General features: G+C 30.7%; 16 protein-coding genes and 1 riboswitch. Of the genes, 2 read left to right on the plus strand and 14 right to left on the minus strand.

The window, feature by feature from the left end; all coding sequences use genetic code 11:
* Positions 1-187: 187 nt before the first annotated feature.
* Positions 188-1,843, plus strand: coding sequence for a transglutaminase-like domain-containing protein (locus tag CLPA_RS16265; protein WP_236900355.1), 1,656 nt, complete (start codon positions 188-190; stop codon positions 1,841-1,843).
* Positions 1,844-2,110: 267 nt separating this feature from the next.
* Here CLPA_RS16265 and metK read toward each other — a convergent pair whose 3' ends face one another.
* From metK to nifH, 10 genes are all read right to left on the minus strand, one after another.
* Positions 2,111-3,289, minus strand: a complete 1,179-nt coding sequence (gene metK / locus CLPA_RS16270; RefSeq protein WP_003446507.1) for a methionine adenosyltransferase — start codon at positions 3,287-3,289, stop codon at positions 2,111-2,113.
* Positions 3,290-3,552: 263 nt separating this feature from the next.
* Positions 3,553-3,729 (minus strand): YezD family protein, encoded by a 177-nt coding sequence (locus CLPA_RS20595; RefSeq protein WP_003446505.1) that lies wholly within the window; start codon positions 3,727-3,729, stop codon positions 3,553-3,555.
* Positions 3,730-3,853: 124 nt separating this feature from the next.
* Positions 3,854-3,964, minus strand: a riboswitch (SAM riboswitch).
* Positions 3,965-4,191: 227 nt separating this feature from the next.
* A complete protein-coding gene (locus CLPA_RS16275; protein WP_003446503.1) occupies positions 4,192-5,658 on the minus strand; it encodes a nitrogenase component 1 in 1,467 nt (488 codons plus the stop codon).
* 51 nt (positions 5,659-5,709) lie between these two features.
* Entirely contained in the window at positions 5,710-6,690 is a 981-nt protein-coding gene (locus tag CLPA_RS16280) for an alpha/beta fold hydrolase (protein ID WP_003446501.1), read from the minus strand.
* Between the two features lie 149 nt (positions 6,691-6,839).
* Positions 6,840-7,196 carry a NifB/NifX family molybdenum-iron cluster-binding protein gene (locus CLPA_RS16285; protein WP_003446499.1) on the minus strand — a complete coding sequence of 119 codons (357 nt, stop codon included), beginning with the start codon at positions 7,194-7,196 and terminating at the stop codon, positions 6,840-6,842.
* A 55-nt stretch (positions 7,197-7,251) separates the two neighbouring features.
* Positions 7,252-7,593: a NifB/NifX family molybdenum-iron cluster-binding protein gene (locus CLPA_RS16290; protein ID WP_003446497.1), complete on the minus strand. Its 342-nt coding sequence runs from the start codon at positions 7,591-7,593 to the stop codon at positions 7,252-7,254.
* A gap of 187 nt (positions 7,594-7,780) precedes the next feature.
* Complete coding sequence (locus CLPA_RS16295; protein WP_003446495.1) at positions 7,781-9,094, minus strand: O-acetylhomoserine aminocarboxypropyltransferase/cysteine synthase family protein; 1,314 nt, start codon at positions 9,092-9,094, stop codon at positions 7,781-7,783.
* Positions 9,095-9,159: 65 nt separating this feature from the next.
* Positions 9,160-10,458, minus strand: a complete 1,299-nt coding sequence (locus CLPA_RS16300) for a nitrogenase component 1 (protein WP_003446492.1) — start codon at positions 10,456-10,458, stop codon at positions 9,160-9,162.
* Positions 10,459-10,462: 4 nt separating this feature from the next.
* On the minus strand, positions 10,463-11,929 hold the full coding sequence (locus tag CLPA_RS16305; protein WP_003446490.1) for a nitrogenase component 1: 1,467 nt from the start codon (positions 11,927-11,929) through the stop codon (positions 10,463-10,465).
* Between the two features lie 141 nt (positions 11,930-12,070).
* Complete coding sequence (gene nifH / locus CLPA_RS16310; RefSeq protein ID WP_003446488.1) at positions 12,071-12,892, minus strand: nitrogenase iron protein; 822 nt, start codon at positions 12,890-12,892, stop codon at positions 12,071-12,073.
* A gap of 409 nt (positions 12,893-13,301) precedes the next feature.
* Here nifH and CLPA_RS16315 point away from each other — a divergent pair, with 409 nt between their 5' ends.
* On the plus strand, positions 13,302-14,597 hold the full coding sequence (locus tag CLPA_RS16315) for an IS110 family RNA-guided transposase (protein WP_003440352.1): 1,296 nt from the start codon (positions 13,302-13,304) through the stop codon (positions 14,595-14,597).
* 170 nt (positions 14,598-14,767) lie between these two features.
* Here the strand turns inward: CLPA_RS16315 and CLPA_RS16320 are convergent, their stop codons facing one another.
* The 4 genes from CLPA_RS16320 to CLPA_RS16335 form a co-directional block, all read right to left on the minus strand.
* Positions 14,768-15,217, minus strand: coding sequence for a pyridoxamine 5'-phosphate oxidase family protein (locus CLPA_RS16320; RefSeq protein ID WP_003446486.1), 450 nt, complete (start codon positions 15,215-15,217; stop codon positions 14,768-14,770).
* A 391-nt stretch (positions 15,218-15,608) separates the two neighbouring features.
* Complete coding sequence (locus tag CLPA_RS16325) at positions 15,609-16,694, minus strand: ABC transporter substrate-binding protein (RefSeq protein WP_003446484.1); 1,086 nt, start codon at positions 16,692-16,694, stop codon at positions 15,609-15,611.
* A 29-nt stretch (positions 16,695-16,723) separates the two neighbouring features.
* On the minus strand, positions 16,724-17,818 hold the full coding sequence (locus tag CLPA_RS16330) for an ABC transporter substrate-binding protein (RefSeq protein ID WP_003446482.1): 1,095 nt from the start codon (positions 17,816-17,818) through the stop codon (positions 16,724-16,726).
* A 16-nt stretch (positions 17,819-17,834) separates the two neighbouring features.
* Positions 17,835-18,668, minus strand: a complete 834-nt coding sequence (locus tag CLPA_RS16335) for an ABC transporter permease (protein WP_003446480.1) — start codon at positions 18,666-18,668, stop codon at positions 17,835-17,837.
* Positions 18,669-18,934: the final 266 nt, after the last annotated feature.

The following is an 18,934-nucleotide window of genomic DNA, read 5'->3' on the forward strand; positions in this document are numbered from 1 at the left end:
TTATATCATTCTCTCTAAGTTTAACCTAGGCATAGTAATAATATTATTTAATACAGTTATATTATTATTATATTACTTACTAGGATTTAATAAGGAGACTATGTATATTTTACCTGCATATATTTTCTTAAATTTTATAAACTTAAACTTATTTAAAATTAACACTATACAAATTAAAAAATTCCAAATGAAATTTATTGTTATCTATTATTTAATTATATGTATAACTTTTTCTAGTATTATATATTTACTTGTTCCTTTTACCGCTGACAAGAGCACAAATTGGCTTCAATATAGATTTAATGACATATTGCATATTAACAAAAATATTCCCTCTGATTTTGCTACTATTGGTTTAAATACTTCTAGTACCTCTTTTCTCGGAAGTAAATTGCAGATAAACAATATTAGACTTTCCCTTCTAAAGGGTGATGTACCTAAATATTTAAAGACAAAAGTTTACTATGACTATAATTATAATAGATGGATAGAAAATAGATCCTTACCTTCAATAAAATCTAAACAATCACTAAATGTAGCTAACTTAATGCCGAAGGGTGAATTTGCTGAAAGAAATATTAAGTATAATAGAGAGAAAGAAACTAAAATTAAAACTATTTCAATTGAAACATTAAATGATAGTTTTGATGACGTAATGATATCTCCTAACTATATTACAAAAGTAGCTTCACCTAAAACCTCAAATATATATATGTATAATAACGAAAATTATTTAACTGGACAATCTCAACACAATTATACTATAAATTATTATGATTATAGTGATACAGAAACTATAGAAAATTATTCAAATTCTCCATATAAAGATGATATAAACACACTGAACAGCATTGTAGGTAAAAATAATATTAATTATGAGTTAATAAATGACTCATTAAAATTTACAAGTTCTGAAAGAGTAAGAAATTTAGCAAAAGAAATAACTTTAGGAGCTAGAGATAATAATGATAAACTAAAGCTTATACAGAGATATCTTCTTAATAATTATAAATACAGCTTACAACCTAATGCAATTAATATTAATTCACCAGACTATGTAGATTTCTTTTTATTTAATGAAAAAAAAGGATATTGTAAGTCTTTTGCTACTGCTGCTGTAATGTTGTGTAGAGCTGTAGGCATACCCTCTAGATATGTTGAAGGCTTTAAAGTTAGGGGCGAAGTTGACAATATGGGAAATTATGTTATAAGATCCTATGATGCTCACGCGTGGGTTGAGGTCCTTACTTCTGCAGATAAGGGTATTTGGTCTATACTAGAAACTACCCCCATCCCCGATTTTGAAAATAGTGCTGCAAATGATATAGAAGTTACTCAAGAAGAAACAAATATTCAAAATACCGAATCACCACAGGAAAGAAACCTACAGAATAATGCTAAGCAAACTGAACCTAATTTAGAAAATTCTAATAAAGAAAAACAGTATAATTTAAACAACAAACTTCACAATATTAATCTCATTAAAAATTATAATTATATACTTATTAGTGGGGCTATAATTATAATACTTATATTGATCAAACTATTGAGAAGAAAATTTATCATAAGACGGATAAATAATAGTGAATCTCTAATACCTCTGTATATATTCATATTAAAAAGATTAAAAACTATAAACGTAACAAAACTATCCTACGAAACTGACAAAGAATTTGCCCTTAGAATAAAAGACAAATTGGATATTGAATCGCTTGTAGAAGCTGTGTATAAAGAGACCTATGGGGATGAAAAAACTATCTTGGAAAAATTCTCTTTAATTACATCTGTAGAAAAAACAGTAAAAGACAATTCAAATATACTTAAATATTATATATTTTTTTAGATACACAAACTTATTTAAAAGTAAGAATTGTTACCCCGGATGAATTTATGCAGCATGTAAAAAATACTATTAAACGCTAAAAATTTTATATTAAAATAAACAATTGGCATACTAGTTTTATTTTTAAATACCTAAATAATAAAAACACTATGAGAATTTAATGATATAATTTCATAGTGTTTTTAGAAATATAAGAATTTAGTTCATAAATTACCTCTACAAAGATACTGGTAAAAAACCAATCTACCAAATTAATTTTAATGATTATTATATATATTTTTTTATCTCATTAACTTTATCAAGTTGCTCCCAAGGTAAATCTACGTCTGTTCTTCCAAAATGTCCATACGCTGCTGTTTGTCTGTATATTGGTCGTCTTAAGTTAAGATCTCTTATAATAGCAGCTGGCCTTAAATCAAATACTTTTTTTATTATTTCTACTATTTTTTCTTCTTTTATTTTGCCTGTACCAAAGGTATCTGCCGTAATTGATACTGGTCTTGCAACACCTATAGCATAAGCTAATTCTATTTCAACTTTATCTGCCACTCCTGCTGCCACTAAATTCTTTGCAACCCATCTAGCTGCATAAGCTCCTGATCTATCTACTTTTGTAGGATCTTTCCCCGAAAAAGCTCCACCTCCATGTCTACCATAACCACCATAGGTATCAACTATAATTTTTCTTCCTGTTAAACCAGAGTCACCTTGAGGTCCGCCAATTACAAATCTACCTGTAGGGTTTATTAAATATTTTGTATTTTCATTTATAAATTCTGATGGAACTACTGCCTTTATCACATATTTCTTTATATCCTCTTCTATTTGCTCACGACTTACATCAGGACTATGCTGAGTAGAAACCACAATAGTATGAACTCCTATAGGTTTATCACCATCATCATATTGGATAGTAACCTGAACTTTTCCATCTGGCCTCAAATACTTCAAAGTTCCATCCTTTCTAACATCAGTTAATTTCTTTGACAATTTATGTGCTAAATCTATTGGCAATGGAAGATATTCTGGCGTTTCATTGATTGCAAATCCAAACATCATTCCCTGATCACCTGCTCCTATAGCTTCAATATCGTCTTTTTCTCCCTGTCTAGCTTCTAATGCTTCATCTACCCCCTGAGCTATATCTGCTGACTGTTCATCAAGTGAGGTTATTACTGAGCAGGTACTAGCATCAAATCCATATTTTGCACGATCATATCCTATTTCTGCAATAGTTTTTCTAACTATTTTAGGAATATCTACATAAGCCTTTGTTGATATCTCCCCAACAAGTAATACTAAACCAGTTGTTACCACAGTTTCACAAGCAACTCTTGAGTTCTTATCCTTTTCTATAAGTGCATCTAATACTGCATCAGATATTTGATCGCATATTTTATCTGGATGTCCCTCAGTAACAGATTCGGATGTAAATAATCTTGTCATTTTCAATCACCTTCTAAATTAAATTTATATATAAATATTAAATATCTTTATAATTAAAAAAAATCATTTAAAGCAATATACTTTATATTATACATATTTATTTTATAGGTTTTATAGGAAATCTTGCTTCGTATTATAAAATTATTATGAATTTAATACAATAGTAGTTTGAGCTTTATAAATTGTTTAATATTGTAAATAATTATATAAAATAATTTCAATTTCTATAAACTAAATGATTTTTTCAATAATTAACATTAACTTTATTTAAGTCTTATTTTTTCATTTGTTTCAATTTGTATAAGGACTCCATCTTGAACAACTAGTGTTACTGAACCATATTTTATTTCACTTAATAATTGCACTATTTTTTCTAAATTTGCTTGAGAAACAGGATTTTTCTTTTTATACAATCTACTTACATTATTTGTACCTTCCAAAATATTTTCCCCCTAAAAATATAATTTTTTCAAATAATTCATTATCCTCCTAGTCACTCAACACATAATAAAAACCTCCCTATCCAATATATGGATGAAAGAGGTATTTTAACTCATATAACCTCCCTCATCTATCGTTACCATTCAACTGCAGGATTTGGCACCTTTCTAAAAAATACATATGAAGGTTGCCGAAGCTTCATCAGGCCAGTCCTTCTGCTTCTCTTGATGAGATCAATTTAGTATTACTTTATAGCGAATTATCTTAATTATTATTGCAACGTCGTCTACTAAACATATAAGAAAAGTAGGTATTTAATCACACTAAAACTTACTTAATATATTTTTAACATATAAATAGGATTTTGTCAATGAATTAAAAATATATTAGCAAAATTACTCTGTATGAATATAAAGGCTACTGAATATATATTCAGTAGCCTTTACCTCGTTAAATTATACTTATTTTGCTTCTTTTTTCATAAACAGTGAATTATCCTGATTATACCACCAATCTGTATAAGGTAATTTAACTCTAGCTGCTAGATTTTTTTCAAAACTTCTGTTTCTTATTGTATCAAGTACTGTATATGCAAAATCCAAGGTTCCTTTATACCCAAATATCATATACTCATCATTAACGCATAGTGCAGATGCACCCTGTTTTATTGCCCATACTGTAGTTCCCGGATGACGTGAAAAATATATATCAGGTTTATATTCATTTAGTATATTAAGTATTTCATAATTTTGCTGGTCTGCTACACTTACTTTAAAATTGTAAGGTGAATTCTCATCTAAGTATTTAAGTGCTGCTGGAAGTTCTCCATTATCATGCTTCTTATCATGATGCCAGGATGCTGCCCATACTACTTCCATACCTAATTCCTGAAGCACGCGGGATACCTCATAAGTATAACCAGGTCCCATTCCAAGTACTGCTCTTAAACCTTTAAGTTCCTTCTTTACTTCTTCTATTTTAGGTAAGTATATAGCCCTTTCTCTCTCTATATAGGCTTCAACTTCTGCTTCCTTATTTATAACCTTTCCTATACCTCTAAGCCAGGTTTCAAAACCGGCAACTCCCAATGGATTTATAGTTTTTACAAAAGGAACTCCATATTTTTCTTCCAGGCCATTTCCAAGATAAGATCCCAGCACACCACATATACTTACTGTTGCCAAGGATTCTGACAAGTGAGAAAGCTCTTCAACTGTGGAATTTCTATACAAAAATAGAGGCTTAACACCAAAATTTGAAAATATACTAATTATTTCCTCTCTGGCACTTTCATAAAAGTTTTTAAAATTTATTACGCTAACTTTCTTTTCTGGCGGTTTAACAATACTTGTAAGTACAGCATGATCTGAAGCATCAAAACCCGTTGCCCAGATTCTTGATCTGAATCCTTCACAATGTACTGCTGCTATAGGTACTGGTATTTCCTTTTTAAGTTCTTCCACAACACTGTCAACATCTTCTCCTATAATACCTGTCAGGCAGGATGTACCTATAAAAATTGCTTTTGGCTTATATCTATTATAGGTTTCTTTTACTATATCACTAAGGCTGCTTGCGCCGCCAAACACCGTATCCTTTTCACTCATATCTGTTCCTACAAAAACTGTAGCATTTGTAACTCCCCTTTTAGCAGCTAGTTGTCTATTAGTAACTTCTGATCTTGGGGCATTAGCTGTACATCCAGAAGGAGCATGATTTATTATTGCTACATCTCTTATACCTGAAAGTTGACTCAGTGCACAACCAGCATTACAGGAACTGGATTGACTAAAGCATCTGTCCCTATTCTTTAAGCTTCCACATTTTGATTTGCTGACAATATCGTGAAGATCACCACTATAACCTGTTACAGATCCCAAACGATTTTCTCTTGTGGGTACTGCAGATAGTTTTAAATTAATTGACATAATCTTCTCCCCCTAAAGTTTAAATATTTTAATTTATTCTCAACTTTAAATTCAGTGTATATTAATCCAATCAAGTATATCCTTAAAAACTAGATATCTATTAGTTTCTCTCAGTATACTGTGTCTTTTTCCCTCATATAGATTAAAAGATATATCTTTTAATCCTTGCTCTTTATAAATATTGAATAATTCTTTAATCCCCTTACCATTATCAATAAATGGATCATCACTGCCCGATAGGAAAAATACAGGCAAATCCTTTGGAATATTTTTAATATTATTTTTTTCACTTCTATCTTTCAATGCATTAATAAAATCAAAATAAAAACCAACATTAAAGGATATATTTGCATAAGGAGATTCTAATGATTCTTTAAGCAATTTTTTATCACTGGTTATCCAGTCAAATTCAGTTCTGGCTGGCTTAAATTTGTCATTTAGATTTCCAAATAGGGCATTAAATATATCTACTGAAGGTTCTAGTCTCCCACGTTTTTCCATTTCTCTTCTAGCTATTTGTAGCAAATACTCAAATCTTTTTTCATCTAATTCACTTATTGCTCCAGTGCATATAATTCCATTTATACCATAACCATATTTATAAGCATAAATTTGTGATATTACAGATCCTAAACTATGACCTATAAGAAATATCTTCTTATCAGGATATTTATCTTTAATATTATCTGTTAATATTTTCAAATCTTCAACCATGTGATTTAATCCATCTGTTCCTGCATCCCCCGCATTACATTTATAGTTTAAATCATGAATATCACCTGCTGTTCTGCCATGTCCCAATGCTTCATTAAGATATATAGCATATCCATCTTTTCTAAAAAAATTTGCAAATTCCTCGTAATACTCAGCAGTTTCCCCTAGTCCATGTGCTATTTGAATAATTCCCTTTATATTATCTTTTTTCGGTGGATACCAAACTTTTGTATATATGTTTTTTCCATTATAATCTTTGAAAAAAAACACCTCTTCATTAGCTATATTTTGTATCTTTTTTAGTATGCTTGTTGTCATATACATACCACCCCATCATTAAATTCTATTTAGCAAGACTTATACTTCTAACTTATTAAAATAACAAAAGGCTAAAATTTAATCTTAAAAATTAAACTTAGCCTTTAGTATACCTAATCAACCAAATTGAATATTCTATTGATATTGATTTAATAATTTTGTTGTGGATTAATAGTAGAATAATACTTAATTAATTTAGGTAAAGCATTTTCTATAGAATCTTCTACGTCAAAAGCTTCTATTCCATTACTTCTCAATATTCTTGAAGCACCATCACCTATTTGTGTAACTAATACAATTTTACATCCATTTAGTCCTCTTATGGTATTCTTCAATTTAGTTACATGATCCTCATATTCACTATGAAAATCTGTAGCTCTTCTCAATTCTACAAATTTAAAATTATTATTATCTTCTACTTCATATACAAAAAACTGCTCAGCCCTTCCAAAATGTTGATCTATATCTTTACCGTCACTACTGGCAACCGCTATCTTATATGACATCTTACAGCACCTCTATTCTTATAATACAAATTTATTTACTCGGAAAATATCTATACTAAAAATACTTTCCTTCAATATTAGAAGAAACATATTCTAAAGCATCATTTATGGAATCAGAAGTTTCATAGCTGAGTATTCCTTTATCAAACAGTATCTGATCTGGTCCCACACCAATCATACTTATAAGAACTATTTTACAATCCAATAAAAGATTTATGCTATCATATATAGCATTTTCCTGATGACCATTATCACCACAAGAAGGATTATTTTCTCTAATTTCTAATAAATTAAATCTTTTATTTTCAACCTGATAGATTGCAAATTGTGTAGCTTTACCAAAATGCTGATTGACATGTTTACCATCAGAAGTGGCAATAGCAACTTTGTACGACATTAAACCATCTCCTTGTGAAAGCATACTCAAAACATTATTCAAATGCTTTTTAGGCATCTGAAAATAAATAACAAGTCAAAGATGCGACGTATATTTTCAATCCAACAAGGAAACAGGTTCCGAAGATAGTGAACTATCTGAGGGTTCTGTTGACGCAGTAGGATTTAAAATAGACTAGCATACTGACTTAATTATTTTTTGAAGCTGCCTCAAATGCTTGATCCAAATCAGCAATAAGATCCTGAGGATCTTCTAATCCTACAGATATTCTAACTGTATTTGGAGCTATATCTGAAAATTCCTGTTCTTCTCTTGTAAGCTCACCATGAGTAGTCTTTGGTGAGTTAATAATAAGAGATCTTACATCCCCAACATTGGTATGATAATTAAACAGTTTTATCGTATTTAAAAATTTATTAATTTGCTCATCTGTGCCTTTAAATCCAAAACTAAAAATTGATCCAGCACCTTTGGGCACATATTTTTCTGCAAGTTCCTTATATGGATTGTCTTTAGCAAATGGATGTTTAATCCATTCAACCTTATCGTTATCTTCTAAATAATCAATTATTTTCTTAGTATTTTCAACTTGTTTTTGAATTCTCTCTGAAAGAGTTTCTATTCCTATTAATGTCAAATAAGCATTGAATGGACTAAGAGCAGCACCAAAATATGCAAGATAGTTTTTTCTTACTCTCCAAGTAAAAGGAGCTTCAGGAAATACTTCTAAAAAAGTTCTCGATTTACCTTCTGAATCTCTTAAAGTATAATCTAGTTCTTCAGAAAATTGTGGAAATTTACCATTTCCCCAATTAAATTTACCACTTTCCAAAATAAGACCCGCAATTGAATTTCCATGTCCTCCTAAAGCCTTAGTAGCCGAATATATAACAATATCCGCACCATATTTTATAGGATTAAGGAGATAAGGGGTTGCAAAAGTATTATCAACTATGAGTGGTATATCATGATCATGAGCAACTTTAGCCAATGCCTCTAAGTCAGCTACAACGGCATTAGGATTACTAATACTCTCTACAAATATTGCTTTTGTATCTGGTTTTATATCTTTAGGAAGTTCTTCAGGATTATGAAAATTCTCTGACTTATCTATTCCAACTCCAAATTTAGGGTATATCTTTTTAAAGCTATCGATAGTTCCTCCATAAAGATATGGTGTTGTAAGTATTCTTCCTCCATTTTCAGCTACATTAAATAATGCATAAGTTACTGCTGCCATTCCAGATCCTACAGCTACAGCACCAGCAGCTCCATCTAGTGCTGCTACTCTTTGTTCTAAAACATTAGTAGTAGGATTTCCTACTCTACTGTATATAAAGCCTAGTTCAGAAAATGAAAATAGATTTCCTGCCCTTTCAGCGCTTCCAAGGTCAAAAGCAGCAGTTTCATAAATAGGTACAGAAGCTGCATAATTATGTTCAGCGGAATTGTAGGCTCCCCTTATTTTTAATGTATCAAATTTTAATTCTTCATTTGCCATATTAATACTCCCCCCCTCAATTTTAAAACATATTCTTTATATTTTTATATCATTGTGAAATAACTTTAATTAAATCTAGTAAGAACCACTGAATAAATATCCTCTAAAAGTTTAAGTCCACCGCCATAACCTACGTAAGAACCGTTTATTACAAGTCTTTCTTGAATAGGCCATGAAATTGATAGGTAATGAGCTTTAGTTTCTTGAGCTACCTTTTTTTCCCAAGAACTTCCTAAAATTAATGGATATCCATGAAAATCAGTATTTTTTATTTCATTGTGTATTTGATATCCGTCACTAGAAAATGCAACTTCTGCTTCTATATCATAATTTAATTCTTTAAAATATCCTTCTATATCTTTTCTATACTTTTCTGGTGTGTCATCAATTATATATTGCTTTGATGGGAAAAGTCCAAAATCGTTAACTAAAAATTTTGTTATTGCCAGTGAGTACTGAGCATCTGATACCACCACAAATCTTTTTGACATTACACGAGTTTCAAGAAATACATCTGCAAAACGTTCTATGTAATAATAGTATTCCTCTTCATTTTTTGTGATAATATCTTCAACTTTTTGCTTATCTATTCCTGCAAATTCTCCCACTGCACGTAAAAACTTACTAGTTTCAGCAGCTCCTATTGGAAGAGTTGGATAGTGTAAGTATGGTGTTCCAAATTTTTTCTCTAGAAGTTTAACATTTTCAAGTCCAGCCCAAGGAGCTACTAGAAGGTTAAATTCTGCTTCAGGTATCCTATTTAAGTTTTTAACTCCTCTATCATAACCAAATATTGTATTTGGTATTAATCCAATCTCTTCTACAAGTTTTTCCAATTGTCTTAAGTTTCCAAGCCAAAATGGGTCATGTAATGGAACTCCAGCCCATATATTAACAAGTCCTTTTATCTTTTTATCAGATGGTTTTAAATATTGTTCAATAATAGCCTTAATCACCCAGTCATTACCAAGATAATTATTACCTTTAAATCCTGGTGTTGAAGCATATATTACTGGTTTTTCAGAGCTTTTAAATGAACGCACAATTTCCTCTGCATCATCACCTATAACTTCTGATGTACAACTAGTTAATACTACATACAATTCTGCATCTATAACCTTAATCGCATTAGTTATAGTTTCTCTAAGTTTTTTTTCCCCGCCAAATACTACTTCCTTTTCACTTATATTTGTACAAGGAAATATATTATGAGAAAAATGTCCAGAACTCCCAGCTCCCCCTGCAAGTTTTTGACCGCAACCGGGTCCTGAATGTAGAATAGGAAGTGCTCCTGGAATTGACTGTACAGTTTGCATTGCTGTTAAAGCACATTTATACCTAGGTTGATCTAATATTTTTGCCATTTACTTATTTTGCCTCCTTTGTCATGAACAGTGAATTATCCTGATTATACCACCAATCTGTATAAGGTAATTTAACTCTAGCTGCTAGATTTTTTTCAAAACTTCTGTTTCTTATTGTATCAAGTACTGTATATGCAAAATCCAATGTTCCTTTATACCCAAATATCATATACTCATCATTAACGCATAGTGCAGATGCACCCTGTTTTATTGCCCATACTGTAGTTCCCGGATGACGTGAAAAATATATATCAGGTTTATACTCATTTAGTATATTAAGTATTTCATAATTTTGCTGGTCTGCTACACTTACTTTAAAATTGTAAGGTGAATTCTCATCTAAGTATTTAAGTGCTGCTGGAAGTTCTCCATTATCATGCTTCTTATCATGATGCCAGGATGCTGCCCATACTACTTCCATACCTAATTCCTGAAGCACGCGGGATACCTCATAAGTATAACCAGGTCCCATTCCAAGTACTGCTCTTAAACCTTTAAGTTCCTTCTTTACTTCTTCTATTTTAGGTAAGTATATAGCCCTTTCTCTCTCTATATAGGATTCAACTTCTGCTTCCTTATTTATAACCTTTCCTATACCTCTAAGCCAGGTTTCAAAACCAGCAACTCCCAATGGATTTATAGTTTTTACAAAAGGAACTCCATATTTTTCCTCCAGGCCATTTCCAAGATAAGATCCCAGCACACCACATATACTTACTGTTGCCAAGGATTCTGACAAATGAGAAAGCTCTTCAACTGTGGAATTTTGATATAAGAATAAAGGTTTAACACCAAAATTTGAGAATATATTAGTTATTTCCTCTCTGGCACTTTCATAAAAGTTTTTAAAATTTATTACATTAGCTTTCTTTTCTGGCGGTTTAACAATGCTTGTAAGTACAGCATGATCTGAAGCATCAAAACCCGTTGCCCAGATTCTTGATCTGAATCCTTCACAATGTACTGCTGCTATAGGTACTGGTATTTCCTTTTTAAGTTCTTCCACAACACTGTCAACATCTTCTCCTATAATACCTGTCAGGCAGGATGTACCTATAAAAATTGCTTTTGGCTTATATCTATTATAGGTTTCTTTTACTATATCACTAAGGCTGCTTGCACCGCCAAACACCGTATCCTTTTCACTCATATCTGTTCCTACAAAAACTGTAGCATTTGTAATTCCTCTTTTAGCAGCTAGTTGTCTGTTAGTAACATCAGTATTAGGTGCCATAGCTGTACATCCAGAAGGAGCATGATTTATTATTGCTACATCTCTTATACCTGAAAGTTGGCCTAATGCACAACCAGCATTACAGGAACTGGATTGACTAAAGCATCTATCCCTATTCTTTAAGCTTCCACATTTTGATTTGCTGACAATATCGTGAAGATCACCACTATAACCTGTTACAGATCCCAAACGATTTTCTCTTGTGGGTACTGCAGATATTTTAAAATTAATTGACATAAATCCATCCTCCTGAATTTTTAGTATTTCATTAACATTTTAAAATAAATAATTAATTAGAATGTAATAATATTTTAAAGATATTTTAGCTTGCAGTGTTAACTGCAAGCATAAAATTTATTAATGTGTATTTAGTAATTTTTATAGATCATTAAGACCATATTGAACCAATATTTCTTCTAATCTCTCCTGTGTCATTGGCTTTGGTATAACAAATAATTCATTCTCATCTATTTTTCTTGCCAATTCTCTATATTCATCAGCTTGTTCAGACTTAGGATCAAAATCTATAACAGTCTTCTTGTTGATTTCTGCTTTTGTAACCATTGGACTTCTTGGTACGAAGTGTATTAATTGACTTCCTAGTTCTTTAGCGAAAGCATCAAGTAATTCATATTCATTTGCAACTTTTCTACTGTTACAAATGATACCACCAAGTCTAACTCCACCGCTCTTAGCATATTTTTGAATACCCTTTGATATGTTATTAGCAGCATATAGTGCCATCATTTCTCCACTGGCTACTATGTATATTTCCTGAGCTTTTCCTTCTCTAATTGGCATTGCGAATCCACCACACACAACGTCTCCAAGTACATCATAGAATACATAGTCTAAATCATCTGTGTAAGCTCCTAACTGTTCAAGCATGTTTATTGAAGTGATTATTCCTCTTCCTGCACATCCTACTCCTGGTTCTGGACCACCGGATTCAACGCATCTGATTCCACCAAAACCCTCTTTTAATATAGAATCTAATTCAACGTCCTCTCCTTCTTCCCTTAATGTATCAAGGACTGATTTTTGTGCAAGACCGCCAAGTAATAATCTCGTTGAATCCGCCTTAGGATCACAACCTACTACCATTATTTTATTTCCTCTTTCAGCTAAACCTGCTGTAAGATTCTGTGTTGTAGTTGATTTACCTATTCCACCTTTTCCATAAATAGCCACCTGTCTCATTTAAACATTCCTCCTTGTATAATGTAGTCATAACATTCAATAGAAAACTATCTTGAATTCTAACGAACATTACAACTCATTTCTTTTAATTTATTCGAAGATTTTCTACCCGATAGGGTGTACTAATCTCATCTAACTTAGTTTTCTATTTTTCCCAAGTGGGAATCCATACTAGTAAATATTGATGTATAATATCTCCTGAATAGAAGATAGATGTATTCCTCCTGGGAAGTAACTCTAACGAGTCATTGATACCCGAAAATTAGCGTATCATTCCATCAGTGAGAGTTCTATGTTTAGCTGGTTGGGTTTCCCTTTGGGAATTACCCGTGTCACAAACAAGGTTATAGAATTACTGATAGAAATGGAATATCTATTCTATCTCACAAAGCAAAGGAGATATTATTTTATGAGTAAATTTTTTTATAGACCAATAGTTGGAATCGATGTATCAGCAGACTTTTCAGTAGTTGCTATACTAGCACCTGACGGTGAAGTTTATAGAAAGCCTTTTAAAATTAAGCACAATAGAAATGGTTTTGATTACCTAGTAGATCAAATAAAAAAAGCGGAAGAAGAGTTTAACATGAAAACGGCAATTTTCATGGAATCTACTGGTGTATACCATCTTACTCTTTTCCACTTTCTTAGGGATACATTTGAAACATGTATCTTAAATCCACTCATTACTAATTGTAACAAGAATGGAGACATAAGAAAAGTGAAAAATGATAAAAAAGATGCATTAACCATTGCTAAAATAGGCAAATTTCAAAATGTTAAATATACTTCTGCATTTGATATTGAAATTTATACCTTAAAAGCTCTCTGTAGAGATTACTATAAGTTTACTGATAGTAAATCTACTTTTAAGAAAAAGCTTTCTACCGACTTAAAAATTATTTTTCCTAGCTATAGCTCTGTTTTTTCAAACATTACTTGCAAAACATCAATAGCAATTTTAAAAGAATATTCAAGTCCTAAAGCTATCTTAAATGCTGATAAAAATGAGTTAATAGATCTTATTCGCAGTCATTCAAGAAAAGGACTAACATATAGTGAAAAAATCTATAAAAAGCTAATTGATGCTGCTGAAGAAGCTATTTACATTGGTCTTAAATCGCCTAGCCTGTTTGTAAAAATCATGAACACAATTTCTGTAATAGAAACTTTAGAAAATCAGCTTAACAATTTATTAAATGAAATTCATTCATTGATGAAAAGCAATAGGATTTCAGAGCAATTTAAGAAAAATGTTCAATTGATTTACTCAATACCAGGTATTGGTGAATTAACTGCCATCACAATAATGAGTGAAATAGGCAATATTAAAGGTTTTGTAAAAGCTAAACATTTAGTTGCTTACTTTGGTATTGACCCATCTGTCAATCAATCTGGTAAGTTTAACAGTAATAAAAATACTATGTCTAAACGTGGTACCAGAATAGGCAGAAGAGCCTTATATGCTGTGGCATTAGCATCCATACGAACCAGTAGAAGCGGTGAACCTATAAACAAAGTTTTACTTACCTACTATAAAGAAAACCTAAATGGTAAAAGCAAAAAGGTTGCTTTAGTGGCAATAATGCATAAACTTGTTAATTACATATTCTCCGTCCTAAGGAACCAAAAAGAGTATGAAATACGTGATCCTAAAATACATATTAAAATGTATCTTAATAATGGTTCTACTACAGCAGCCTAACGGCTAAAAACTTAAAGACTAATCATCTTACAATTAATTCCATTGTTCGTGCTTTTTCAATGGATTATTTGCTATGCAAATTTTTACTCATAAATTATTTTTTTAATTTTTATTGACTTTTACTAGCTGGTCTAAATTTTTTATTATATTTAAATCTATAGTTAGTTTTATTAAATATCTTCTGATAATTCTTTTGGTAACTTTGTGTAATCCGCTACTTTTATAAAATTAGCATTTATTTTATAAATTGATGAAGATTTAATATTGCCATTTTCTACACTTTCTTTTATAACTGGATAACGAATACTTATACCCTCTACAGCTTTTTTAAATTCATCATTTTCTTCTAAAACTTCAATAGCCTCACCACTTACAGCAACACTTTTAAAGGTATCATAGGGCTGCCCTGGATTTTCAAAGTAAAAAGTAACAGTTGGATTTTCATTTATATGCTTAACTTTTTCAGTTTCCTTTGCAGTTAAGAAATATAAATCTAACCCTTCGTTAAAAAATGCTCCCATAGGTCTTATATAAGGTTTTTTATCCCCCCCTACAGTAATAAGCCATCCCAATTTAGATTGCTCTATGTATTTTACTGCTTCATTTGATAATTCACTCATTTTACTATCTCCTTCGTTTTATCTTATAAAGTTACTAAAATACTTTACTACGCAATATGAGTACTATGAAATAATATATTAATGACTCTTATTTTGGGAAAATTATTGTAATTCATGAAATTTTAAATGAATTATCTAAGAACCCATTACCGATAACTCAAACTTTGTAAAATGTTACAATAACTAATCATTAAATAAGTTAAGATATCAAAAAAGACTATATTTACTCTAAAATTAAAAATCAAAGTAAATATAGTCTCTAGTTTGTCTAGTCAACTGTATATAAAGATTACCAAGTATTCATATTTGTTTAATTAAAATTATAAGACTAAAAGGATATTTTGTCAAATATTTTTTTAATTATAATTAATTTTTTATAAAAAACATATATTTATTTTAATTCTCCAGTATAATAAGGATTTAAATCATTTGTATATAAATCTGTAGCTTTTACCTTTCCTGGTGTTTCAAATCCAGTAAATTTATTTTTTTCTGCTATATCAATCCAAAAATTAACCTGCTCTGGTTTTAACCATTTTTGATCAACAGGATATGCATTACCAGAAACATCTTTAACATCCATTTTTAGATAATCTGCATCAATTTTTAATGCTTCATCATAATGATCCATTATATATTGTTGTGCTTTAAGATCTGCTATTATATAAGCCTTTACTACATCAGGATATTTTTTTATAAAATCTTCACTAAAGGCACGAACTGCAAGTCCACTAGTAATTCCATCACCAGCTGTTTCTCCAATCTTATAACTTGTAGTAAGAACTTTAAGGCCAAGATTTTTAGCTTTCATATTATATGGTGCATGCAGAATAGCTACATCTATATTTCCCTGTTTAAGTGCTTGTACTTGCTGTTGATCAGGCATAACAACAATTTGATTTTTACTTACATCCACTCCATTTTGGCGAAGAAATTCAGAATTCCAAAGCTCTGCACAGCTTCCTCTACTGCTCATTGCAATTTTCTTTCCCACTAAATCTTTAGGTGAATTAATTTTATTATCATTTCTTACAACCCAGGTCATATGGGTTTTATCAAAATCAGCACTATCTACCATACCTTGAAGTACAATTTTAAGTTTAGCACCAGCTTGACGTGCCTGTGCTATTGTAACCACATGTCCTGAATTATATAAATCATTATCACCTTTAACTACTGATTGAGCCAAACTCACATTAGCAGGTAAAACTCCTGTATATTGAAGATTTATTCCTACCTCTTTTAAGAAACCTTTTTTATCAGCTATTATTATCTCATTAAAGCCTGTTTGAGTTGGTACTTTAAGATTAAATGGCTTTGTAAGTTTACCATTTACCAATTTCCCAATGTAAGGTTTACTACTATCTCCCACTTCAGATGTACTAGAAGAATCAGTAGCCTTAGATTTTCCACATCCTGTTAATAACAATGATATAATAAAAATTAAACTTATGGTTGAAACTAAAATTTTTTTCATTTAACTGCTCTCCATTCTCAAACGTATATTTATTTTAATTCTCCAGTATAATAAGGATTTAAATCATTAGTATACAAATCTGAAGCCTTTACCTTCCCAGGTGTTTCAAATCCAGCTAATTTATTTTTTTCTGCCGCATTAATCCAAAAATCAACTTGTTTCTCTTCAACCCACTTTTGATCAGGGTATGTTAATCCTCCCATATCTTTTGTATCCATTTTCAAAAATTCTCCAGCAATTTTTAATGAATCATCAAAATTATCATTTATGTATTGCTGAGACTTAACAGTAGCTACTATATACGCTTTTACTACATCAGGATATTTTTTTATAAAATCTTCACTAAAGGCACGAGCTCCAACTCCACTTAGACGTCCATCTCCAAGTTTTTGAGTTATATCATAGCTTGTAGTTAAGACTTTTAATCCGCCTGCATTTCTTGCTTTTATATTATATGGAGCATGTAATATTGCTACATCTATATTACCTTGTCTAAGTGCTTGTTCCTGCTGTTGGTCTGGCATAACAACAATTTTAGTTTGCTTTACATCCACTCCGTTTTGACGTAGGAATTCTGAATTCCAAAGTTCTGCACAACTACCTTTACCACTCATGGCAATAGTCTTTCCAACTAAATCTTTTGCGGATTTAATATTTTCACCGTCTTTTACAAACCAAACCATATGATTTTTACGAGGATCCTGACTATCACTACTACCAGTAAGCACAATTTTTAAATTTGCACCTGATTGACGTGCTTGTGCAATTGTTGTGATATGTCCTGAACTAAACAAATCGTTTCTTCCGCTAATTATAGATTGAACTAAACTTACATTAGGAGGTAATACACCTGTAAACTCTGGAATTATTCCTACTTCCTCATAAAAACCTTTTTTATAGGCTATAATAGATTCTTCAGTAAATCCTGTTGGAGTAGGCATTTTCAGACGAAATGGTTTTGTCAATTTTCCATTCACAAATTTACCTGTATATGCTTTCGTATTATCTCCAACCTCAGCTGTACTACTACTTGAATTAGAACTATTATCTTTACTTTTCCCACAACTTGAAAATAAAGATACAATAGTCATTAATATTAAAATTATTACTAAAAATTTTTTCATTAGTTTCTACACTCCTTTAGTTCTCAGGTTTCCAAACACAGATTCTTTTTTCAAAAGCTACTATAATATAATTGACAATAAGCCCTATTAAAGACATTGTAATAATAGATGCATACATCTTCGGTATCTGATACTTCATTTGAGTATCATATAGTAAAAATCCTAATCCAGAACTTGCTCCCATCATTTCTGCTGCAATTAAAACTAAAATTGACGAAGTTGCACTAATTCTTATACCCGTAATAATTGAAGGAAAAGCTGAAGGCAATATAACTTTCATAAATATTGTTAATTGAGGAGATGCCATGGATCTGGCAGCTTTAATTAAATTAGTATCTACATTTTTCACACCATTGATAGTGTTTAACAATATAGCAGACCATACACCCCAAAAAACTATAGCAACTTTAGATGTTTCACCAATTCCAAAAAACAGTAAAAAAACTGGTAATAGTGCAAGGGTAGAAGTTTGTCTAAATAATTGAAGCAGAGGATCTACATAAAATTCAATTTTCTTAAAGGAACCTATTATAAGCCCTAATGGTATAGCTAATACTATTCCTAAAGAAAATCCCATTAAAGAACGTTTTAGACTAACTGAAATATTCTCAATAAGTTCTCCAGAAAATAACATTTGAAAAAATGTCTCTAACACTACAGAAAATGGCGGTAAAAAATTACTATCCACAAGACCTATTCGCGGCACTATTTCCCATAATGCTAAAAAAATTGCTATACCTAACAATTGTCTTAAACCAAATATTAAATTTATAATTTTAAAAACTATAGATTCATTCTCCAATTTCTTTGATTTTGATAACTTAACAGAGTTATCTAATGTTTGATTCATTTTATAACCTCCTATAAAATAAAATTAAAATCAGCTGTTTTAAATGTATTGGTTCTATAAATGTTTTCTGATTTAATAAAGCAAAAAACCAGAAAACATAAACAAAGATAATTATCTTTGCTTATGGTCTCTGGTTTTTCCAGTCGACACATATCATAGTTTACCAGTATGTTAACTTTACTCAATTATAAATAAGTTTTATCAAATTGTCAATAAATATTTGTATAAGAATAATAGCTAAAAAGCCGTTTCACAATAATATATAT

Origin of the sequence: Clostridium pasteurianum DSM 525 = ATCC 6013 (genome assembly GCF_000807255.1) — a bacterium.
Lineage (GTDB): Bacteria > Bacillota > Clostridia > Clostridiales > Clostridiaceae > Clostridium_I > Clostridium_I pasteurianum.